At 39.7% G+C, this 23753-nt stretch carries 18 protein-coding genes; 5 read left to right on the top strand and 13 right to left on the bottom strand.

The features are described 5' to 3' along the window. Positions 1 to 34: 34 nt before the first annotated feature. The 6 genes from FXN70_RS06930 to pilG all read right to left on the bottom strand — a co-directional run bounded on the left by FXN70_RS06930 (position 35) and on the right by pilG (position 8936). Positions 35 to 487 carry a hypothetical protein gene (locus tag FXN70_RS06930; protein WP_324646745.1) on the bottom strand — a complete coding sequence of 151 codons (453 nt, stop codon included), beginning with the start codon at positions 485 to 487 and terminating at the stop codon, positions 35 to 37. 4 nt (positions 488 to 491) lie between these two features. Next, on the bottom strand, positions 492 to 5393 hold the full coding sequence (locus FXN70_RS06925; RefSeq protein ID WP_324646744.1) for an Hpt domain-containing protein: 4902 nt from the start codon (positions 5391 to 5393) through the stop codon (positions 492 to 494). 136 nt (positions 5394 to 5529) lie between these two features. Next, positions 5530 to 7596: a methyl-accepting chemotaxis protein gene (locus FXN70_RS06920; protein ID WP_324646743.1), complete on the bottom strand. Its 2067-nt coding sequence runs from the start codon at positions 7594 to 7596 to the stop codon at positions 5530 to 5532. Between the two features lie 44 nt (positions 7597 to 7640). Next, positions 7641 to 8165: a chemotaxis protein CheW gene (locus FXN70_RS06915; RefSeq protein ID WP_324646742.1), complete on the bottom strand. Its 525-nt coding sequence runs from the start codon at positions 8163 to 8165 to the stop codon at positions 7641 to 7643. A gap of 3 nt (positions 8166 to 8168) precedes the next feature. Next, complete coding sequence (locus FXN70_RS06910; RefSeq protein ID WP_324646741.1) at positions 8169 to 8537, bottom strand: response regulator; 369 nt, start codon at positions 8535 to 8537, stop codon at positions 8169 to 8171. Positions 8538 to 8552: 15 nt separating this feature from the next. After that, complete coding sequence (pilG, locus tag FXN70_RS06905) at positions 8553 to 8936, bottom strand: twitching motility response regulator PilG (RefSeq protein WP_324646740.1); 384 nt, start codon at positions 8934 to 8936, stop codon at positions 8553 to 8555. A 275-nt stretch (positions 8937 to 9211) separates the two neighbouring features. Here pilG and FXN70_RS06900 point away from each other — a divergent pair, with 275 nt between their 5' ends. After that, positions 9212 to 9760: a hypothetical protein gene (locus FXN70_RS06900; RefSeq protein WP_324646739.1), complete on the top strand. Its 549-nt coding sequence runs from the start codon at positions 9212 to 9214 to the stop codon at positions 9758 to 9760. A 153-nt stretch (positions 9761 to 9913) separates the two neighbouring features. Next, entirely contained in the window at positions 9914 to 11626 is a 1713-nt protein-coding gene (locus FXN70_RS06895) for a proline--tRNA ligase (RefSeq protein WP_324646737.1), read from the top strand. Between the two features lie 53 nt (positions 11627 to 11679). Here FXN70_RS06895 and dcd read toward each other — a convergent pair whose 3' ends face one another. Together dcd and FXN70_RS06885 are read right to left on the bottom strand one after the other, a co-directional pair. Beyond that, positions 11680 to 12249, bottom strand: coding sequence for a dCTP deaminase (dcd, locus tag FXN70_RS06890; RefSeq protein ID WP_324646736.1), 570 nt, complete (start codon positions 12247 to 12249; stop codon positions 11680 to 11682). A 111-nt stretch (positions 12250 to 12360) separates the two neighbouring features. Next, positions 12361 to 12966, bottom strand: a complete 606-nt coding sequence (locus FXN70_RS06885; protein WP_324646735.1) for a LysE family translocator — start codon at positions 12964 to 12966, stop codon at positions 12361 to 12363. A 371-nt stretch (positions 12967 to 13337) separates the two neighbouring features. Between FXN70_RS06885 and FXN70_RS06880 the strand changes: the two genes are divergently transcribed. After that, positions 13338 to 13895 carry a DUF2062 domain-containing protein gene (locus FXN70_RS06880; RefSeq protein ID WP_324646734.1) on the top strand — a complete coding sequence of 186 codons (558 nt, stop codon included), beginning with the start codon at positions 13338 to 13340 and terminating at the stop codon, positions 13893 to 13895. A gap of 62 nt (positions 13896 to 13957) precedes the next feature. Here FXN70_RS06880 and apbC read toward each other — a convergent pair whose 3' ends face one another. Beyond that, on the bottom strand, positions 13958 to 15232 hold the full coding sequence (gene apbC, locus FXN70_RS06875) for an iron-sulfur cluster carrier protein ApbC (protein WP_324646733.1): 1275 nt from the start codon (positions 15230 to 15232) through the stop codon (positions 13958 to 13960). 159 nt (positions 15233 to 15391) lie between these two features. Beyond that, positions 15392 to 15769: a hypothetical protein gene (locus FXN70_RS06870; protein WP_324646732.1), complete on the bottom strand. Its 378-nt coding sequence runs from the start codon at positions 15767 to 15769 to the stop codon at positions 15392 to 15394. A gap of 324 nt (positions 15770 to 16093) precedes the next feature. On the opposite strand from FXN70_RS06870, the gene metG reads away from it, so the two are divergent. Beyond that, positions 16094 to 18151, top strand: coding sequence for a methionine--tRNA ligase (gene metG, locus FXN70_RS06865; RefSeq protein ID WP_324646730.1), 2058 nt, complete (start codon positions 16094 to 16096; stop codon positions 18149 to 18151). Positions 18152 to 18217: 66 nt separating this feature from the next. Beyond that, entirely contained in the window at positions 18218 to 19765 is a 1548-nt protein-coding gene (locus FXN70_RS06860) for an LA2681 family HEPN domain-containing protein (protein WP_324646729.1), read from the top strand. Between the two features lie 49 nt (positions 19766 to 19814). Here the strand turns inward: FXN70_RS06860 and FXN70_RS06855 are convergent, their stop codons facing one another. The 3 genes from FXN70_RS06855 to pheS form a co-directional block, all read right to left on the bottom strand. Beyond that, positions 19815 to 20114, bottom strand: coding sequence for an integration host factor subunit alpha (locus FXN70_RS06855; protein ID WP_324646728.1), 300 nt, complete (start codon positions 20112 to 20114; stop codon positions 19815 to 19817). Further along, positions 20111 to 22492, bottom strand: coding sequence for a phenylalanine--tRNA ligase subunit beta (gene pheT / locus FXN70_RS06850; protein WP_324646727.1), 2382 nt, complete (start codon positions 22490 to 22492; stop codon positions 20111 to 20113). Before pheT ends, FXN70_RS06855 begins: the two co-directional genes overlap by 4 nt. Positions 22493 to 22620: 128 nt before the next feature. Further along, on the bottom strand, positions 22621 to 23601 hold the full coding sequence (gene pheS, locus FXN70_RS06845) for a phenylalanine--tRNA ligase subunit alpha (protein WP_324646726.1): 981 nt from the start codon (positions 23599 to 23601) through the stop codon (positions 22621 to 22623). Positions 23602 to 23753 lie beyond the last annotated feature (152 nt).

The raw sequence follows: 23753 nt of genomic DNA, 5'->3' as shown, positions 1-23753 counted from the left end.
CTTCATAAAATGAAGGCTTTTTTATTTACTCAACTTAGAGCCCAAGCTTATGCTGAATTTGCTCTAAATCGGGAATGAAGTAACGCTTGCCTTGCGAACGAACATATTGGAAGACAACATCGTTCTCTACCAGCTCTTCTTCGTCATCTACGACTTCCGAAATACGTAAACGCACACTTTCAGGCATACGATCACATAGCAATGCAAAACGCTGCGGTATTTCATCGCCTTCGATAATTAATGCAATACCTGCTTGAATATGTGGATCATTCACCGCATAAACAGGCAATTGTACGTCGTGCCACAATACCGTTTTGGTTGGAAAAATCGTATTTTGTGCAGACAATACAATGTTTTGTGGCAGGAGCATCGCATCCTGTCCATAACATTCAATGATATATGCATCAATAAATCCAGTCGAAACTGAAATTAAATGCTGTAACTCTTGCGGGTCAACATGCTGTGGCGCAACATTTTTTGGCAACATCAGTTTAGACCTCCTGCTTTGCTAAGACCTGTTCAATTTGCGCGAGTAAATCGGCTTCTTGGAACGGTTTACCCATATAACCCGTGACACCTAAACCAAAAGCACGTTCACGGTGTTTCTCACCTGTTCTTGAGGTAATCATGATAATTGGTAAATCATGATAGACCGTATGGTGGCGTAAAATGTTGGTCACTTCAAAACCATCCATACGCGGCATTTCAATATCAAGTAACATTAAGTCTGGTTTAACATGTTCAATTTGCTCGACCGCATCAACACCATCTTTCGCCGTCACCACATCATAGCCATAACGCTCAAGTAAACGTGAAGTAACTTTACGCACCGTTACCGAGTCATCGACTATCATAATGCATTGACGCGCACGCTGTACTTTGGCAGTTTCAACCACCGTATTTTCGGTGAGATGCGTTGCAGTTTGAATACGACGTGCAAGATTGGCTGTATCTAAAATTAAGCAAACCTGACCATCACCTAAAATGGTTGCGCCGCCAATCACATCAATCCGAGACAATTGACTGCCTAATGGTTTCACTACAATTTGTGCACGTGAACCAATCAACTGATCAACCAATAACGCAACCGTTTGGTTATTGTGACCTTTAATTAATAAAACAGGCAATGAATATCCACTTTGCAACAAGCGTGGCTGCATCATTGCACCGCCAACAAACTCGCCTGCATAGCGCAATTTATAACTTTGCCCATCTAAACTAAACTGCTCTGCACCCGAACTAAAGTACTCACTTAAAGCCAGTGGTGAAACACGAACAATACGTTCAATTTGTGCCAGTGGAATTGCATATTGTTGATCAATCACCTTCACCATCAAGGCATCACTCACCGACACTGTGGTTGGCACACGAATATTAAAATGTGTCCCAACACCAAGTGTTGAATGAATACTAATATGCCCACCTAAGGCTTTAATGTCATTTTGCACGACATCTAGCCCAACACCGCGCCCCGAAATTTGGGTTACAGTTTTAGCTGTGGTCAAACCTGAATGGAAAATAAATTGCAATAATTCCTGATCACTGAGTGAATGCTGTTCGGCAATCAGCCCGAGTTGACGGGCTTTTTGTTCAATTTTCCGAGGATCAATGCCATGACCATCATCACGAACATCAATGACCACATCTGCACCTTGACGGCTGATGCTAATTTCAATCGAACCAACTGTATTTTTTTGTGCTTGCTGACGTTCTGCTGTCGTTTCAATACCATGGTCGATTGCATTACGCAGCATATGTTCAAGTGGTGTAACCAAACGCTCCAAAATACTACGGTCAAGCTCTAAATCACGATTGTTCACTTCAAAGTTCACAGGACGACTTAATGTCGATGAAACTTGGCGCACCAAACGCTGTAAACGTGTGGTGATTCGTGAAAATGGAACCAAACGTACCCGCATTAAGCCATCTTGCATTTCTGCCTGAATGCGTGATTGCTGCAAGAGCAAACCTTCGGCATCACGGACTTTTTCAGCTAGCGTGACTTTAAAGTCAATTAAGTCCGATGCAGATTCGGCAAGCGACTTTGACAATTGGTTTAGCGATGAATATTGATCCATCTCTAACGGGTCAAAATCTGCATAACGCGATTGCTCATTACCATGCTTGGCAATAATTTGTGACTCAAGCTCACCTTCCATTCGACGTAATTGGTCAGATAAACGCTGAATCGCCAATTCCATTTCATTTAAGGTGGTACTGAATTGGCTCATGTCCATTTCAATACGTGAACGGTTAATCGCATTTTCACCAGCAAGATCAATCATTTTCTCAACCAAATTGGTTGAAATACGAATCATCTCTGGTGCTTGTTCGGTCGTATCTTGTTGTAGCCACTCACCGTGCATAGATGGTGGTTCACTACCATCACCCTCAACCACTGCATAGGTATCCAATGATGGTACAGCGTAATCAACAACATCTAGTAATGTCGTTGTACTCACAAAATCAATTTGACCCAACTGTTCAAGCAAATGCGTTGGCGATGTCACCGCTTGACTCACAATTGCTTGGTCTAGCCACGTTAATGCACTCAGTAATAAAGCATCATACGTATTTGAAGTAAATTGGCGCACGGCAAACTGTTCAAATGTCTCATCTAATTTGGATGCAACATTGGCAATCGCCTGCTGTTCAGCCATGCGTGCTGCACCTTTAACGGTATGCGCATCACGCTGTAATTGTAATAAAACACCACGTTGGCTACGTCGATCAAACCATTGATACAATTGCTCACGCATTTTGTGCAGCAAACTTTGCGCTTCTTCAACAAATTCTTCAGCAATTAAGCTTTGAATCGAATCAGTTGGCTCAATTACCCGATCAGCCTCTTCTGTGGGTTGATTGCATTGTGCTGCATCTGATTGTTGATCCACTGGAGTTGACTTGGCTTGTAATTCATCTAGTACAGCCAATGTTCCCGTTGCAGGGTAGTCGATTGCTTGCTGCTGAATTGTTTCAATACGTTCAGCCAACTGATCTTGAACACAACGGATCGTTTCAAATAAAGTCTGACTCGGCACAAGTTGCCCATAAATGAGCTTTTCATAAATCGATTCTAATTCATGTGTAATTTGACCAAAATAAGTTGCTTGCAACATATTTGCCCCCCCTTTCAGGGTATGCAAATAACGCATTAACACTTGTAAATCAGAACCTTGCTGCGTTTCCTGATAATTTGTAAATGCCTTTTCAACCTCAACCAACAAACCTTCCGCTTCATCAATAAAGATACTGATCAGGTCAGCATCGGGAAGTTGCTGTGCATCTGGACTTTGTTTAAATAACTGATCGTCTAAAATACGTTGTACATGAATATTCGAAACCACAGCACATGGTTGTGACGCAACCTGTACAACTGTATTAGATATCAGAGGATCAAGCGATGGTGCAACGTCTGCAACCACCTGCGAATGAGATGATAATGATGCAGCAAGATTATTCAACATTGCCACAAGATGTGGTGCTGGATAATCTTGTTGATATTCACGAATCATATCTAAACGACTTAACAGATTATCCTGAACTAAGCTTAAAACTTGATACAATCCTGTTGTTGGCTGCAATTGAGCATAAATCAGCCGCTCATAAATACTTTCTAAGCTATGTATGATTTCGCCCAAATATCGCGCCGCAATCATATTTGCACCACCTTTTAAGGTGTGCAAACAACGCATCAAAGGCTGTAACGGTTGGGTTTGCGTTGGGTCTTGTTGATACGCTGCAAAAGCCTGTTCGAATTCAGCCATTAAATCTTCAGCTTCATCTATAAAGATTGAGATTAACTCATAATCTTCTAAATGCACGTTGTGCTGAGCAAGCAATGCTGTATCTGCTTGCATCGCTTGCTGACAACATGGCAACTGATCATCATCAATCGCTGCAAATACTGGCGACTGAATAACATGTTCGCTATTTTCTACCTGACTTAGTACGTTGATTGGATGTGTCCAATCGACCAATTTATCTAATAGCTGCTGTGTTTGTTCAGATAAACGTACTGTTTGACCTGTTGCAAGAATATCAAAATAGTCAATTAACTGCTGATGCGCCTGATCAAATAATTCATAGGTATAAGCATCTGCATACAATTGTGGTTGTTGAATAAGACCGCGATAACTAAGCGTCAATTTTTCTGCAAGAATATGTAGCGCATGTGTTGCAGTCTGTGCAGTATGCACCAACAATAATGTACTTTCTGCCAGTAATTGCTGTAAATAATCTTGATTATGCTGACGAACATGATATTCAAAATCACCTTCTGCATCTAACAAATCATCAATTTGTAGCTCTAAAATTTCGCTAACAGTACCACTGATTTTTTCAAGCCCAAGATATCCTTGCTGCTCAAGATACTCCGCCCAAATAAGTGTAAAGGCTGTTGTTGCAACAGACATTTGTTCAGCGTTTGATTGTTTTAAACCTTGCAAATATGCCGTCACATAAACCGAAAAACCTGCTAACAACTGAGTTTCAGATTCAGTCAGATTTTTATTTTCTTGCAAATGTGCTTTTAAGGCTTGCTCAACATCTGCACTTGCCTGAAATAACGGCTCAACGTGCGCCATGCCCGAACTACCTTTTAAGGTATGTAAGGCTCGAATCAAAATATCTGTTTCTTTCGCACTGTGTTCTGGCTGCTTTAAGAAATGATTAATTGCATCTAAATGCTCCAATCCTTCTTCAAGATAAATTTTCAGTGTCTCAACACTTAAATCCGTTTCAACCACTGACCCAGTATTGTGTCGAGCTGTTGCAACTTTATCCAACTCTGGTGCATGAACATGTTCAATTTCATCCACCGAGGCAAGCGTAGTCACTGGTACAATATCCACCAGTGGCATCGTCATCACACGTTCGAATACCGTTTCACGATCGCTATCTAAATGAATGAGATCGGTGATAATTTCAAGGACTTCAGCATCACAAGGCAACTGCTGCTGTAAACTCTTTCCAATTACGATTAATGGGCGTAGGTCAACCAAAAACTCAGACTGATGCTCAAAGACCGGATAGAGCTTGAATTCAAAAACATTTTTACATGCCCATGCAAACTGCTGCACCATCGGGGTAAGTTCGACAGTTTTTGCCATAACACGATTGAGTAGGTCTTCAACTTGCCATGCCAATTCCCCCGCACGATTTGCCCCAACCATGCGCCCCGACCCTTTAAGGGTGTGAAAATATCTGCGAATCTCTTTCAGAACATTTTCTTGTTGAATATCTTCTAACCATAGTGGCAAAAGCTGATTCAACTCCACAAAAATTTCCTGAAGCTCTTCTACAAAAATATCTAAAATTTCTTTATCTTGCTGTAGATAAGTATCTTCAGGTAAAGAGACCTTTACAGCTAAATCTTGTAATCTTTCTGTCATCGCTCAAACTTCTTTTGTTTAGCTTGATTTTGTTGAGCGCAGGCTGAAAATAAAACATAGCGTTTGAATTTTCAACCCCTGCGATTGCTTAGGAATACTCAACCAAAATTCAGTATTCCCTTGAGATAAAGCATGCTTAGTCAGGTAACTTAAAGTCCGTTACCGATTCACGTAATGCCTCTGCCATATTCGCCAGTTCTGATACCGAATGCGCGGTGTCGAAAGAAGCCGTTGTGGTTTGAGAGGTAATGTCTTGAACAACATTCATGGTATTGGCAATATGACTTGCAGATGCTGACTGTAGCTGTGCAGCAGTCGAAATGCTTTCAATTAATTTTGCCAATGAAGTGGATACGTTTTGAATTTCATCCAAGGCAACCCCTGCATCTTTTGCAAGTGTTGCACCACGCACAACCTCTGATGTTGTTGATTCCATTGAAATTACGGCTTCATTGGTATCGGCCTGAATGGTTTTTACCAAGTTCTCAATCTGCTTAGTTGCAGAGGTTGAGCGTTCTGCAAGACGTTGAACCTCATCGGCAACTACCGCGAAGCCTCGACCTGCTTCACCCGCCATCGATGCTTGAATTGCAGCGTTTAATGCCAAGATGTTGGTTTGGTCGGCAATATCGTTAATCAATGCAACGATATTTCCAATTTCCTGAGAAGATTCACCCAAACGCTTAATACGTTTTGAGGTTTCTTGAATCTGTTCACGAATCATGTCCATACCTTCAATTGAACGGTTTACAACATCCGCACCATTGGCAGCAATGTTTACCGAACGTTTTGCAACTTCAGCAGATTCAGATGCGTTTGCCGATACTTGGTCAATTGACTGTGCCATTTCATTCATGGCAGCAGAAGCGCCTGCAATTTCTTGTGCCTGATGTTCTGATGCTTCTGCAAGCTGGTTCGTAATGCCCTGTGTACTTTGGGTATAACGTGCAACTTCTTGAGATGTATCATTAATTCGTGAAACCAAGTCACGTAATTGGTCAATTGCGAAGTTAATCGAGTCGGCAATTGCCCCCGTGAAATCTTCCGATACCGTTGCATAGCTACGTAAGTCGCCATCACCTAAGTCGGCAATTTCATCAAGTAAACGTAAAATTGCATTTTGGTTTCGGTCATATTCTTCTTGTAAGCTATTCATACGGTAGCTGTCAGCTTGTCCACGTAAGATTAGCAATTTATACATACAAAATAAGAATGCTGCGAAACTTAGAATTAATAGCAATGCAGGGAAATAAACTGAAAGCATTGGTGAAGCTGAAAGTTTATTTAAGTTACTCAATAAAGTTTCTGACTCATTAAAAATCTGACCCGATGCATTTTGAACCGCACTTACTTTACTTGAGTTGTTAAATAAAGTGGCCGCACCCGCTTTAATCACTTGGTCATATTCAGTTTTCATTTCTTCTAGCTGATCACGTAAATCAGGATCTTCTATACGTGCTACGCCAAGTTTTGCATCACCATTCAATTGCGCATTTAAGTACCGACCAAATGTGTCTGTATCTGTTTTAAAGTCTTCGGCTGATTCTTTAGCTGTATCTGAAACCGATAAGATAGATGCAATCGAACGTAAGATTTTTTCCGAAATAAATACTTGGTTTTTTGCAAGAATAATCTGACTACTGGCTGCATTTTTATGTGCCATTTCATCTACCATTGCATTATATTGTGCCTGAATACCAGGAACAACCTGACCAATTGCCACGCTAATATCATAAAGTTGGTTTAGGATTTTTTCATTATTGATAATCGTATCAATATGCTTAGATGTTTCATCCCACTGTTTTTCTACAGCTTGTAAATCGGTATTATGTGTATGCTGTCTTTTTACCGATGCCAAATTTTCACTAAATTGCTTCTGTGAGGCTTTTAACATCGCAATTGAATCTTTTGAACCCGACGCTGTTGCCTCTGTCGCTTGACGTGCAATGGTTTGAGACAATAAACGTAGATCACCTAAGCTTTCTGTTAGCATTTTATTACGCGGTACGCTATAAAACAGGAACAATAAAAAGAAAAAGAATACAATTGCTGTCACCATTGCACTGACAATCAATGGTCGTGCTTTTTCAGCATCACCAAAGCCTTGTGCAGTCTTGTTGACCATTTCTTTTAGCTTTGTAACTAAACCATTCGCGGAAGCCCCATGACCACCCGTTTTTTCACCCAAAATCTTAAAGCCCACAGCTTTTCCCCCAAACGCACATCTTTGCGTTAGAAACTTATTAATTAATTTGCAGCATTCATATAATCAGTATCTAGTAACATTCGACTGAACAAAAATACGTTCCAATGTCGTTGATGTTGATGAAAATATCCTTGACAATATTTTTGTAGTTTCTGATCAAGAGTTTGATTATTCGAAAAAAAACTCTTTTTATTAAAATGCTGAATTCCGAGTACTTGATCCACAGCCAATCCTACATATTGGTCTTGATGACTGATGCATAACACTTTTTGCTGCAATGGATTATGGTGCTGACGACCTGAAAAAAACTCAGGTAAATCGGTCACTGAAAGTAGTCGGCCTCGAATATTGGCCAATCCTTTTAACCAAGATTGGCTATTTGGAATCGCAGTCATACGGGGATAATAAATGACCTCTGAGACTTCCCCTAAAGGGGCAACAAAATATTGCCCCATCATTTCAAATGCAATCCCAGACCATTTTGTCACTTCATTTTCAGTAGAGGTGTAATTCTTATTGCCTCTTTTTGCCAAACGAAGTAACTCAATGAAACCTTTTGCTGCCATAGTTTAGCCCGCCTTGATGTGCTGTTGAATCACCTCAATAAGCGCTTGTTCATCAATTGGTTTAGTTAAGTAGTCTTTCGCCCCTTGGCGTTTACCCCAAACACGATCGGTCGCCTGATCTTTGGTGCTCACAATAATAATCGGAATATGCTTGGTTTTTTCACCGCGAGTAATTTGTCGTGTGGCTTGAAAACCATTGACGCCCGGCATCACAACATCCATTAAAATTAAATCTGGCAAAGCAGCTTCGGCTAACGTAACACCATCTGCACCATTGCTAGCTTCAATCACATCATAGCCGTGCTTAGATAAAATTTCTTTAAATCGGAATGTTTCAGTTGGAGAGTCGTCTACGATTAAAATTTGTGCCATTTTTTACCCCAAAATTTAAGCAACATGTAAATGAATGGCATTGACCAATTCATCTTTACTAAATGGTTTTGTTAGATATTGATCAGAACCCACAATACGCCCTTTCGCTTGGTCAAACAAACCATCTTTACTAGACAGCATAACCACAGGAATCGACTGATATTGTTGAGAATTTTTAATAAGTGCACATGTTTGATAACCGTCTAAACGTGGCATCATAATGTCAACAAAGATAATATCAGGGTTCGTTTCTGCAATTTTCGATAATGCTTCAAAACCATCTACAGCTGTAATGACTTCATAGCCTTCTCGCTGTAATAATGTTTCCGCAGTACGGCGGATTGTTTTAGAATCATCAATTACCATCACCCTGACGTTCTTCTGTTGTTCATCTTGCATGTGAAGTCCCCATAAAAAATTTTATATAGATGATTATTGTGTGTTATTAAACATCTATTTTATGACTTTTTCAACGCAGCTTTTTATTACTTTCTCAATATTACACGATACAATATTCTATTATCTTCATTTCACTTTAGAAATCCACCTAAGCTAAGACCGAATACAACGTAATTTAGCGTGGCGAAAGATCAATATTAATTTTTGGGGTCATGATGAATCGCTTAAACAAACGCCGATTATTTAATAAGATTTTACTGGCGTGCTGTCTTATAATGACTCAGCTAAGCTATAGTGCCGATACAGAAAAGCACTATTATCGTTATTACGATACAAATGGTATTGCCAGCATTAGTTCATCGGTAAGCCCAATCCATATACAGCGTGGTTATGATGTCCTAAATGCCAATATGCAACTTTTACGACACGTTCAACCCTTTACACAACATACAGCACAGCAATCTAAACAACGTGAGCAACAGTCTAAACAGCGTTTGGCCGATCAACAACTCAAAAATGCCTACACCAATAGTCAAACTGCCTATGCAAAAAAACAAGAAAGTTTAAGCAGCATTCAAAAACAAATCAATTTACAACAAAAACAACTCAACAACTTGTATCAAGATCAGATTTCAACTAAACGCCAAGAACAAGACTACCTAAGACAAAACCAAAATCCACCAGCAATAATTAAAACTCGCATTCAACAGAATGATCTTAGACTTAATCAAGTGAAACAAAGAATAACAAGCTTACAAGCACATTATCGAGAAACCCAACAAGAATATGACGATATTATTTTACGTTTAAAACGCCTTGAATAAGCATCTTCTCACCTTTCACTAAAATACGTTCACCCTTAACTACATCTAAGGTTTCTTTTGGCTTGGCTGTTTCATCACAACCAGAGATGCTTTAAAATGACAATGAAATTTTTATTTAGTTTTTATCGTCATTTTATCTTTAGGACAATTTCCATGCGCGCAAGCCGCTTTCTATTTGCAACGTTAAGAGAAACCCCAAATGATGCCGAAGTGATTTCGCATCAGCTCATGCTTCGAGCAGGGATGATTCGTAAATTGGCTTCAGGTCTTTACACCTGGTTGCCGATGGGTGTACGTGTGTTAAATAAAGTTGAAGCGATTGTACGTGAAGAAATGAACCGTTCAGGTGCGCTTGAAGTATTTATGCCAGTAACTCAACCTGCAAGCCTGTGGGAAGAATCTGGTCGTTATGTCCAATACGGCCCAGAACTCTTACGTTTTAAAGATCGTCATGACAATCCATTTGTGCTTGGGCCAACACACGAAGAAGTCATTACTGACTTAGCACGAACTGAACTCAAAAGTTATAAGCAACTGCCAATCAACTTTTATCAAATTCAAACCAAATTCCGTGACGAAATTCGTCCGCGTTTTGGCGTGATGCGTTCACGTGAATTTATGATGAAAGATGCGTATTCTTTCCATGTCGATCAAGCATCACTACAAGAAACCTATGACAATATGTACGACACGTATTGCCGTATTTTTACCCGTTTGGGTTTAGACTTCCGCCCTGTTCAAGCCGATACAGGTTCAATTGGTGGTTCTGGTTCACATGAATTCCACGTTTTAGCATCTAGCGGTGAAGACGATATCGTATTCTCAACTGAATCGGACTATGCAGCTAATGTTGAAAAAGCCGAAGCTGTATTGGTTGGCGAGCGGGCAGCACCGACCCAAGCATTGACTGTAGTTGAAACGCCAAATCAAAAAACCATTGCAGATGTATGTGCTTTCTTAAATGCAGATGCCAAGCAATCAGTCAAAGCCTTATTGGTGCAAGGCAATGCAGATGAAAACGGCAAAGCCTCTGTGGTTGCACTGTTCTTACGTGGCGACCACGAACTCAATGAAATTAAAGCTGAAAAGCACCCACAAATTGCAGCGCCGCTGACTTTTGCAACCGAAACACAACTACAAGAACTCGGCTTAACCGCAGGTTATACAGGCCCACAAGGTTTAGTTGAAAAAGGGATCACTGTGGTTATTGACCGCGCTGCATCGGTTTTATCTGACTTTATTGCAGGTGCAAACCAAGTAGACCAACATGCAACAGGCGTAAACTGGGAGCGTGATGCCAAGTTTAGCGAAATTTATGACTTGCGCAATGTGGTAGACGGCGATCCTTCTCCAGATGGTAAAGGCGTGCTACAAATTAAACGTGGTATCGAAGTTGGTCACATTTTCCAATTGGGTCAAAAATATTCTGAAGCACTAAACTGTACAGTTTTGGGTGATGATGGCAAACCTTTAACAGTCACTATGGGTTGTTACGGTATTGGGGTAACACGTGTAGTCGCATCTGCAATTGAGCAAAATTTTGACGATAAAGGCATCATTTGGCCATCAGCAATTGCACCATTTGAAATTGCAATTGTGCCAATGAACGCACATAAATCACCACGTACGCTAGAAGCAGCAGAAGCACTCTATGCTGAATTACAAGCGCAAGGTTATGATGTTTTGCTAGATGATCGTAACGAGCGCCCAGGGGTGAAATTCTCTGACCTTGAACTCACAGGTATTCCACATCGTATTGTGATTGGTGAAAAAGGCTTAGATGCAGGCACTTTTGAATATAAAGGTCGTACCGATGCTGAATCGGTCAACTTAAGCAAAGATGAGCTACTGGCAAAGTTAAAATAAAACTGAAGCCAATAAAAAATCCCGCATCAAGCGGGATTTTTTATTTTAGACATTTATGCTTTTGGCAATGTTACGCCCATTTGACCTTGGTATTTACCACCACGGTCTTTATATGAAGTTTCACACACTTCATCACTTTCAAAAAACAGCATTTGTGCAACACCTTCTCCCGCATAAATACGTGCAGGCAAATTGGTGGTATTTGAAAACTCTAAAGTCACATGCCCTTCCCACTCAGGTTCAAGCGGAGTCACATTCACAATAATGCCACAGCGTGCATAAGTTGACTTACCCAAACATACTGTTAAAACATTGCGCGGGATACGGAAATATTCAACCGTACGTGCTAATGCAAATGAATTGGGTGGAATAATACAAACATCCGAATGAATATCAATAAAGCTTTTATCATCAAAATTTTTCGGATCAACAATGGCAGAGTGAACATTGGTAAAGACTTTAAATTCGGGCGCACAACGAACATCATAACCATAGCTTGAAACGCCATAGGAAATGAGTTTTTCACCTTGTTCGTTAAAACGAACTTGATTCGCTGCATACGGTTCAATCATACCGTGATTTTCGCTCATCTCGCGAATCCAACGATCAGACTTAATAGCCATGTATTTATTCCAGAATCATCAAAAATCGAATTTATAGACGCTACTTTACCTTAAATCACGCCTATTTAAAATGGTTCTACTTTTTACCTAAACGGCTTCATCCAATCTTATTTAAGTCATCACAATAAATTTTGCGACGGCAGAATAACTAACAGGCACAGAAAAAGACATTAAAATGAGCGATGCGGTACGTTGCATATTACAGGGTGTTAACCAATAAAATTTATGCTTACCTAATGAATGTCCTAAACAAATCCAAAAAAAAGCAATCGGCACAATAAGCACTAAAAAGGTGAGCATATGCGATAAATAACTTCCCCAATTCAACCAAACCGTTGCAGGAAAAATAGCCGATGCAAATAGCAGTCCTTTCGGATTTAATAAAGTTGCAACGGTTAAAGCTTTAGGATAAATAATCGAAATATGAAGATCGTGGTCTTGTTTGGCGGTTCTCCACAGCTTAATGGCCAAATAAATAATGTAACTGGCACTTAGCAATTTAATCATTACAGGTAATATTGGTACTGCTTGTGCAATAAAGTCAATTAAAAAGCCCCATGCACTAATTGCAACTAAATACCCAAAAGCTTCTGCTGGAATCAGTACCAATGAATCTCGCACCCCCATCCGTAGCCCCGATGCTGCCAACAAGGTATTGGTTGGACCTGGAGTGAGCAAAATCGTCACAACTAGACTGATAAACATCCAAGAAATCATCCATTGACCTCAATTTTCTTTTGCCCAAGCCTATGTCTTTTTGCCACTTTTAGCAAAAATTCAATTGTAAGAATTATTTATACAATATATATAACAATATGATTTTATATACTTTTACAATAAAACTCATATAAAACATTACTACTAAATTAGCTTACAAGATGATTGAATCTGCCAACTTTTCGCTTTTTATGCTATGGTATAGGTGTTTACTTTTTAAACACATTCTTTTCATCATGGTTTCTCTGGTGTTAAAATTGTCTGAATTGATTGAAAGCTCTCCCTGATTTTTTGTTTTTTCAATCCATCTATTTTAGCGATATTTTTTCATGTCAAAGTGCCATTTTTGCCATGAGTATTATTGGAACACTATGGTTAAACAACTTTTACAATCGTGGTTGCCGTCTCATGAACGTGTTTCATCTATGAAAATGATGAAAATGTTTGGGACTCGAACGGCGAATCCATTGTTATGGTATGTCAACCGCCGTTCTATTTGTAAAGCCATTTTTATTGGTACTTTTTTTGGCTTATTGCCTATTCCATTCCACAGCATTTTTATTGTGCTTGCAGTGCTGTGCCTTGAAATTAATTTACCTGTCAGTTTAGCTTTGGCTTGGCTAAGTAACCCTTTTACCATTGTGCCTATTTTGTATATTGGCTTTTGGTTTGGTAGTAAAATTTTCCATGTGCATATGATCAATCAAGCAATGCTCAAAGGTGTGATGCATCAAATTGGACGTTGGATTCAAAATTTTGGTCATGGTCATATCGATGGTAGTCTTGCCAAAATTTTAATGACGGGTCTAGTGGTTGAAGCCTTATTATTTTCAATTCTTTTTTATATTGCAACCCAACTGTTTTGGCGTTGGAGTGTCATTCGAAATTGGAAAAAACGACAACGTCTACGACCAAAAAACCCACTATAAATAAAAAAAGGTTCAGTCGAATATCTGAACCTTTTTTATTGCGCTAAACAATACACAGATCACTAAAAAATACGATTTTGATTTTTCTCATGTTTTGGTAATTGTGTAATTTTATCAAACAGCGCCTGTGCAATTTGCATATAGCTGTCATACGCTTCATCTACAGCAATGATACTTGGATGGCCTTTATCTGCATTTTCACGAATTTGTGAATTTAAAGGCAAACGCCCGAGTAAAGGAATATCGTATTGCTCAGCAAGCTGATCACCACCACCTTGACCAAAAATTTGCTCTTCAAAACCGCAATTTGAACAGATATGGGTCGACATATTTTCCACCACACCCAATACAGGAATGTTGACACGGTTAAATAATTCAATGCCTTTTGTTGCGTCTAACAAAGCGACATTTTGTGGTGTCGTTACAATCACTGCGCCTGCCACAGGAATGCGCTGTGCAAGGGTCAACTGAATATCACCTGTGCCCGGTGGCATATCAATCATTAAAACATCTAAATCAGGCCATAAGGTTTGATTAAACAATTGCATGAGTGCGCCTGTGGCTTTCGGGCCACGCCATGCCACTGGCGTATTATTGTCGCCCGTTAAGTGCCCAATCGATAAAATCGGCATGCCATAAGCATCTAACGGTACAAAATGTTCATTTTCAATTAAAGGCGTTTTGCCTGCATTGCCCAACATCGTTGGAATGCTTGGGCCATAAATATCGGCATCTAGCACGCCAACGTTTAAACCTAATTTTTGCAAGCCTAGTGCTAAATTTACCGTTGTGGTCGACTTACCCACCCCACCTTTGCCCGATGACACCAAAATCACATGTTGAATGCGTGGATGTGGCGCAATATCGCGCTGCTGTGGTGCTGCTTTTTGAATGGGTGGATTGTTTGGGTCAGTTTCAGCTACTGTAGGCTTCGCTGTTGCATCAACCACAGGTGGTAAGGTATGTTCAGTTTTTGGCTTTGAAGAACACGCATGCCCTGTATCGCCATGTTGCGAACTGCCACAACCACTGGCTTGTGCAGCAGCCACTTTTCCCGTTTTTTGTTGAATCACATGCAGATTTAATTCTTGAATGCCGGCTTTTTCTAACAATTCCACCAATTCATCGTGAATTTGCTGTAAGTGTTCTGCTTCAGCAGGATAAGTATTAATGCTGAGCTGTAAAACCTGACCTTGCAACTGCAAACTACTCACACGTTCTTTTAAACTATTGCTTGAATGCGGCAAAGTATAATGCTGTAAAATACGCTGGATTTCTTCTTCATTCACCCCCTGAGCAGGCGAAAAGACAGATTTTAGCGAAGAAAACCAAGACATATTTTGAACTCCATGTATGGACAATTAAACTCAATAGCGCATAGTTTAGCAGTATTCGTTTAAGCTCGCGTACTCGATTTTACTGATATGAATTGAACAAATATTTTATAAACAAACTGCCCATATGACGATGAGCAGTTTTTGTAAAACTCAAAAATATTAAGCCTTGTCGTTCCCCGTAATTTTATTTAAAAGATGACTTGCTCCTTGCTTAAGTTCATCAAACTTCTCTACCGCTTCATCTTTTAATGTATTCACTTTAAGTTTTGCTTCATCCAGCTTTTCACTCGCACCCGCTTTGAGCTGATCAACAGTATCCTCAACGCCTGATTTAGTCTCAGCAAATTGTGCTGAAGCATCTTTTTTAAAGTCATCCAAAGCTTTTTCACCATTTAGCTTGGCTTCTTCAGCTTGATGTTTAACGTCATTCAGCGTTTTTTCAGCATCAAGTTTGGCTTGTTCTGCGTTAAATTTCGCTTCATCACCTAAGTCAGTCACTTTTGTTTTTAAATCGTCAATTTTATTTTCAATGCTCATGATTACACCCTCATTGTTGATGATTCAATCTGACGCATACAGCGAATGTATGCAGCCTAAATTATGTATCTGAATTAAGTTATACATCGCTTTTTGTGATATTTAAGCCAAAGCTGCAATTTGAAACAAAGCAGATACAGTTATTAGCGAAACTTTGCTTGTTCCTAAAAAAAATACAATCCAGATGGCAAACCGAGTTTCTGCCATTTAAATTGAGTTTTCACTGCTTGATGTGCATGGATTACCGACAATTGTTGCTTTGTTTTCCTAAGCTCAGTTAAAATCGTTGCTCTTCTAAGAAATAGCAATGAGAGAACAGCGTCCGTGCGTAAAATATTAGTCACCAATGCCCTACCTTATGCCAATGGCCCTATCCACATGGGTCATTTACTCGGCTATATCCAAGCGGATATTTGGGTTCGTGCCATGCGTGCCATGGGTCATGACGTGACGTATGTCTGTGCGGACGATGCTCACGGTACAGCCATTATGCTACGTGCCGAAGCCAATGGCATTTCACCTGAAGCCCAAATTGCCAATGTACAAAAAGAACATGAACGCGACTTTGCAGGTTTTGGCATTAGTTTTGATCATTACGATTCAACCCATAGCGACACCAACAAAGCGCGCTCTCAAGAAATTTACGTTAAAAACCGTGAAGCAGGCAATATTGCCATTCGCCCTGTAAGCCAATTGTTTGACCCAGAAAAAAAAATGTTTTTGTCTGATCGCTTTATTAAAGGCACTTGCCCAAAATGTAAAGCAGAAGACCAATACGGCGATAGCTGTGAAGTTTGTGGTACAACCTATAATGCCACTGAACTACTCAACCCACGTTCAACCTTAAGTGGTGCAACGCCTGTTGAAAAATCCTCAGATCATTACTTTTTCAAATTACCTAACTTTGCTGAATATTTACAAAAATGGACGCGTGACCAAGGTCGCTTGCCAGTATCTATTGCCAATAAATTAGATGAATGGTTTGAAGCAGGTTTAGCAGATTGGGATATTTCCCGTGACGCGCCTTACTTTGGCTTTGAAATTCCAGATGCACCAAACAAATATTTTTATGTATGGGTCGATGCGCCAATTGGTTATATGGCAAGTTTTGAAAACTACATTAAAACCAAACGTCCAGATTTAAACTTTGACGATTATTGGAAAAAAGACAGCCAAAATGAAGTGTACCATTTCATTGGTAAAGACATTGTTTACTTCCACGCCCTGTTTTGGCCTGCAATGCTTGAAGGTGCCAACTACCGTACGCCAACAGGCTTGTTCGTAAATGGTTTCTTGACGGTTAATGGTCAAAAAATGTCGAAATCACGTGGTACATTTATTAAAGCAGAAACCTATTTAGAGCATTTAAACCCTGAATATTTACGTTATTACTTCGCATCTAAACTTTCAGACAAAGTTGAAGACTCAGACTTAAACTTGGATGATTTCATTCAAAAAGTAAACTCTGACTTGGTCGGCAAAGTGGTGAACATTGCTAGCCGCTGTGCCAAGTTTATCAATAAAGATTTTGACAACACGTTGTCTGCACAGTGCACTGAATCTGAATTGGTACAAAGTTTTATCGATGCTGGCGACTCAATTGCCAAAGCTTACGAAGACCGTGAGTTTAGTGCTGCCATTCGTGAAATTATGGCATTGGCAGACCGTGCCAATCAGTATATTGATGAGAAAAAACCGTGGGCTTTGGCGAAACAAGAAGGTCAAGCACAACAAGTACATGAAGTATGTTCTGTCGGCATTAACTTGTTCCGTCAATTAGCGGTTTATCTTGCGCCTGTATTGCCAAGTTTAGCGACAGAAGTACAAGCATTTTTACAACTTGATAGCTTCGACTTTGCATCTCGCAAAACTATTTTAGTGAACCACGCTATTGCACAGTTCCAACCGTTAATGCAACGTGTTGATGCCAAAGCAGTTGCGGCCATGGTCGATGCATCTAAAGATTCTTTAGCTGCTCCTGCTGCGCCAGTAAAAGCAGAAAAGAAAAAAGAGAAAGTTGCACAGACTAAAGCTGAACCTAAAATTGGTGAAGCCGACATTATTGGCATTGAAGATTTTATGAAAATCGACATCCGCGTAGCAAAAGTCTTAGACGCTGCAACGGTAGAAGGTTCAGATAAACTACTTCAACTCACTTTAGATGCAGGCGAAGCCGAGCCACGTAATGTATTTAGCGGAATTCGTAGTAGCTATGCGCCTGAAGATTTAAAAGGTAAATTGGTGGTACTCGTTGCCAACCTTGCGCCACGTAAAATGCGTTTTGGCGTTTCTAACGGCATGGTAATGGCTGCGGGCAATGGCGAAGGTGTGTTTATCGTGTCGCCTGATAGCGGCGCGAAACCAGGGGATAAAGTGTCGTAATTTTTAGACTCTTAGAAGAAGCTCTGCTATATTTTAGTAGGGCTTTTTTATTTAAAATAATTCAATATGATGCTTAGCTTAAAAAAAATTAATGAAGTTATAAACACAATTTCTACTTATATTGGTGAAAGCAAATGGGATGATGCTTTATTAAGTTCAGAATTAATATTTACCGAACTAGAAAAACATGCAGTAAATGATATTGTACTGAATCTTTATTTTAATCTAGCTTGTCAATTTATAGATGCTGGAACTTTTTTAGAAAATACAAATTCTATTTTAAAAGGCATTCAAATTTTAGAAAAAAATTCTGAACATTTTGAAAAAGACTCCAATATTACTTATTTTTATAATTTGGCAAATGGAAAGCTCGCTCTTGCAAATAATTGTGGATATTCCACAGAACAACTAGGTTTTAAAAACATAACGTTATTTAATGAAGTAAAAAACTTATATTGGAAAGCTTTTAAACTAATCAATAAAAGTGAGGATTATGACTTATATCAACAAAATTTGATTAACCTTGCTAATGTCCTAAAACAGCAATTTCGATTTTCTGAAGCACTACAAATTTACAATTTGATCATTAAGCAAAATACAATTTATCCTCAGGCATGGCTTAATAGGAGTTCTTGCTTAGAGCAATTTGATAAATTATTAGATCATAGATCAAATAAGATGATGATTGAAATTATAAAAGGTTATGATTTTTCTATTAAATCTGAACTAATACCTAATGATTGGAAGCCTTACTATACACATAAAAGTAAATTCTTAAGCAGCCAGCTAGACTCAATGAATCTAGAAAAAGATGAACAAGAAACTCGTAAAGAATATTCTTCGATGAGCCACTTCAGACAATGGTGTATAGAAGAAAATTTAACTTTAAATATTCATGGAATGTATTGTTCATGCATTGCCAATGAACGAGATAATTTAACTCTTTTGGAGGGAGTCGTTTCTTCGGAAAGAATTCTTCAATTTGAACAATACTTGAATCGTATTAAGGCTGAATTTTCTTTAATTCGAGTACTTTTTTATGAATCTAAATTCACGAATAGCTCTCAGTTTGATTACGAAAGCTGCTATTCTGAACTGAATGACAAAGAAATCATTAATATAAAATATGAAAAGATAAGGACTTGTTTTAGATTGTGTTTTTCAATATTGGATAAGTTGGCAATCTTCTTATGTCAATATTTTTCTCTTAAAATTAAAGATAACACAGCTTTTAATAATTTTTGGCGTGACAATAAATCTATTCTAGAGGAAAAAGAAAATTTTGCTTTAATTGCTGTTAATAGCATAATTTGCGATCTGAATGAAAAAAATGGAGAATTTGGTTTTTATAAAAAGTGGAGAAATGCTTTAGAACATCATATTCTATTTTTAGTTCCAAATACTTTTGAATTTTCCAATGATTCGCTCCATACGTATGTAAGAATTAGTGAATTTGAAATTAGCCTTCTTAATTTAATTCAGCTTACAAGATCAGCTATATTTTCAACAGTCTTTGCAATTGTTGAGGATCTTCGTCAAAAAGCACCAGATGATGGAAAAAATCTCCTAGAAATAAAAGTTTCAAAAAAACATTCTGACATTTTGGATATATAAAAAAACAAGGGGCGATTCAATCGCCCCTTATCTTACTCATTGCTCAATTTTAGTCTTGTTCGACTTCATTGCCAACGCGTTGTCTAAACTTTTGTCCTGCGCGGAAAGTCACGACACGACGCGCAGAAATTGGAATTTCTTCACCCGTTTTAGGATTACGCCCCGGACGCTGACTTTTGTCACGCAGCTCAAAATTACCAAATCCTGAAAGTTTGACTTGTTCGCCAGCAATTAATGCCTGACTAATTTCATCAAAAAATAACTCAACCATTTGTTTTGCTTCACGACGGTTCAGATTCGTTTCTGCACTTAAATGATCTGCCATTTCTGCTTTTGTTAATGCTGTCATGATGCCCTCAATGTTGCCTGATAAGTGCTTTCTAACACTTCAATAATATGATCCATACCTGACTTAATTTCAGCATCTTCCAATGTGCGTGAAGCATGTTGCCACAATAACGCAAATGCTAACGAGCGCTTACCTTCCTCAACACCTTGTCCTGTGTAAACATCGAACAACCATGTTGAATCAAGAAGATCGCCACCTGTTTTTTGAATAAGTTGCTGAATCTCTGCAACTTCAATCTTATCACTAATTAAAAGCGCAATATCACGTCTAACCGACGGAAAACGTGATAATTCTGTAAAATTAGATACATAAGATTGCAAAACTGCACTTTGGTCTAGCTCTGCAACCCAAGTTACACCCAAATCAAGCTCAGTTTCAAGTGATGGATGCAAACGACCTAAATAACCAATGCACTGACCATTCACTAAAATATCAGCAGATTGCCCAGGATGCAGCCATTCACGGGTTGAACGTTGGTACTGTGCATCAATCCGGCCTGCTGCCAAAATTTGCTCAACTTCGCCTTTTAAGTCGAAGAAGTCCATTGGCTGTGCTTTTGCATGCCATTGTTCAGGATTTTTCGCACCTACTGCAATGAGTGCCAATGTTGGGATTTGCTGTAAATCTTGAATGGATTGCGCATTTTGGTAGTCAAAGCGTAAACCCAATTCAAAGAAACGTACACGCGACTGCTGACGGTTTAAGTTATGCTGTACACATGGAATCAAGCTTGATAGCAAAGTACTACGCATCACCGCCAAATCACTTGAAATTGGGTTAGCAAGTGGCAATGGGTTCACATTTGGATTCAACTGTTTTTCAAGTTTCAAGTCGGCAAAGCTAAAGCTAATCGCTTCTTGATACCCTAACGTTGCAACCGTTTGACGCAATTGAGCCAATTCAAATTGATCTTGATGCTTGGCTAATTGCACATCCATTTTTGGTAAGCGAATTTGGATATTGTCATAACCATGAATACGTGCAACTTCTTCAATTAAGTCTTGGTAAATCGCCATATCATAACGATGTGATGGCGGGATCACCAACCACTCGCCTTCTGCTTTAATGCTAACATCACAACCTAAACGTGTCAGTGCATCAGCAATAAAGTTACCCTCTACCGCATAACCTAATAAAGCATCCACTTGTGCTTGTGTCAGCGCAATCGCGTCACGTGTTGGTAATTCTGCGGTTTGCTCGGCAACCGAAACTGGACCAAACTCACCACCTGCCAAGTCTTGAATTAATTGCGATGCACGGTTCATAGCAAACAATGGCAATTCAAAGTCGACACCACGTTCAAAACGCTGTGATGAGTCGGTATGCAAACCAAAACGGCGTGCACGGCCTGCAATGGCAAGTGGTGCAAAGAAAGCACTTTCTAAGAAAATATCTTGCGTGGCATCGGTTACGCTCGACTCAAGCCCACCCATAATCCCTGCAATTGCTAAAACTTTTGCATCGTCCGCAATAACCATGATTTCTTCATTTAGCTCAACGTCTTGCTCGTTCAACAAGGTTAGCTTTTCTTGCGGCTGTGCCTGACGAACTTGGATATTGCCGTCTAATTTTGCTAAATCAAACGCGTGCATTGGTTGGCCCAATTCCATCAGCACATAGTTGGTAATATCCACCAAAATGCTGTGGGTACGAATACCTGAACGGGTTAATGCTTGCTGCATCCACTCTGGTGTGGGTGCTTTCACATTCACATTTTTAATTACACGACCTAAATAACGTGGTGCGCCAGTTGTGGTAATGCAAATCCCTTTTTCATCGGCAATCGTTGCTGCAACAGGGTTGATTTCAGGCTGTGTGACTGCCAATTGGTTAATCACCCCAAATTCACGCGCAATCCCACGAATGCTAAAGCAATCACCACGGTTTGGAGTAATTGAAATATCAATTACATTGTCATCAAGTTTTAGATAGTCACGAATGTTCATGCCAATTGGCGCATCGCTTGGCAATTCAAGCAAACCATCAATTTTATCTTCTAAATCAATTTCAGACGCGCCACATAGCATGCCATGCGACTCAATACCGCGTAGCTTGCCTTTTTTAATTTTAAAATCGCCGGGTAATACAGCCCCAACCGTTGCCACAGGTACTTTCATGCCCACAACGACATTTGGTGCACCACACACAATTTGCAAGGTTTCAGCCGCGCCAATATTGACAGTGGTCACACGTAAACGGTCTGCATCGGGATGTTGCTCTACCGTTAAAACTTCACCAACAATCACGCCTGTAAAGGCTTTAGCAACGGGTGCGAGCTCATCCACTTCTAAACCCAACATGGTCAGTTGGTCTGATAATGTATCGCTGTCAATGCTTGGGTTAACCCATGTACGCAGCCAATTTTCGCTAATTTTCATTTTGTTAAAAACCTATATATCTGCAATCTTTTATCCCTCTCTAGCCCAACAAAACATGTCATGCTTTGGCGTGAAATTGCTCTGCTTTTTAAAGGAGAGGCTAGGCGAGGATTTAAAAAAAAATCTGTTTAAGCAAATTGGCGTAAGAAACGCACATCGTTTTGGTAGAACATGCGTAAATCGTTAATGCCATAACGTAACATCGCAAAACGTTCAACACCTAAACCAAAGGCAAAGCCCGTATATTTTTCAGGGTCAATACCTGCTGCGCGAAGTACATTTGGATGCACCATGCCACAACCCAAGACTTCTAACCAACGTCCACGCTCATCCATAATGTCCACTTCGGCACTTGGCTCGGTAAATGGGAAATATGATGGACGGAAACGCACTTTTAAATCTTTTTCAAAAAACTCATTCAGTAGGTTAACCAACAAGCCTTTTAATTCAGCAAAACTGGTGTTCTCTGCCACATATAAGCCTTCAATTTGATGAAACATTGGCGAATGGGTTTGGTCAGAGTCACAGCGATAAACACGTCCCGGGCACACAATACGAATTGGCGGCTGTGTGGTTTCCATGGTACGAATTTGCACACCTGAGGTATGCGTGCGTAGCAAATGATTGACATCAAAATAGAATGTGTCGTGCATGGCGCGCGCAGGATGATGCCCCGGAATATTCAACGCTTCAAAGTTATGATAATCATCTTCAACTTCTGGCCCCGTTGCAACCATAAAGCCTGCTTTGGTAAAGAACTGACAAATACGCTCTTGCACTTGGGTTACAGGATGAATACTGCCTACAGCTTGACCACGCCCCGGCAAAGTAATATCAAGGGTTTCACTGGCAAGTTTTGCGGCTAAAACTTGTTGTTGTAATGCAGTTTGGCGCTCAGTGAGCGCGCTATTTATTGCTTCACGAACAGCATGAATTTTAGCGCCTTCAACTTTACGTTGTTCAGGGTCCATCTTTCCTAAAGCTTTTGACTGCTCTGCAAGTTGACTCTTTTTACCTGTAAACTGCACTCGGACTTGGTCAAGTGTAGCAAGATCTTGCGCCGCAGCAATCGCGGCCAGTGCATCGGTGGTCAGGGCTTCCAGTGACATAATTACTCTCAAAGCGTGAATGTTAGAAATTGAATAAACCGCCTATTCTAGCAGTTTTTAGCGCGGTTAATGAAGTTTTCCCCACAATCAAAATGCGCTAGCACACTGATTTATAAACAAGCTAAACTATAACGAGTTTATTGCAGAGAATA

The sequence above is a fragment of the Acinetobacter sp. MD2 genome, assembly GCF_035615575.1.
GTDB lineage: Bacteria > Pseudomonadota > Gammaproteobacteria > Pseudomonadales > Moraxellaceae > Acinetobacter.
The sequence above is the reverse complement of the archived record's forward strand: the minus strand, read 5'-3'. Positions and strand labels throughout refer to the sequence as shown.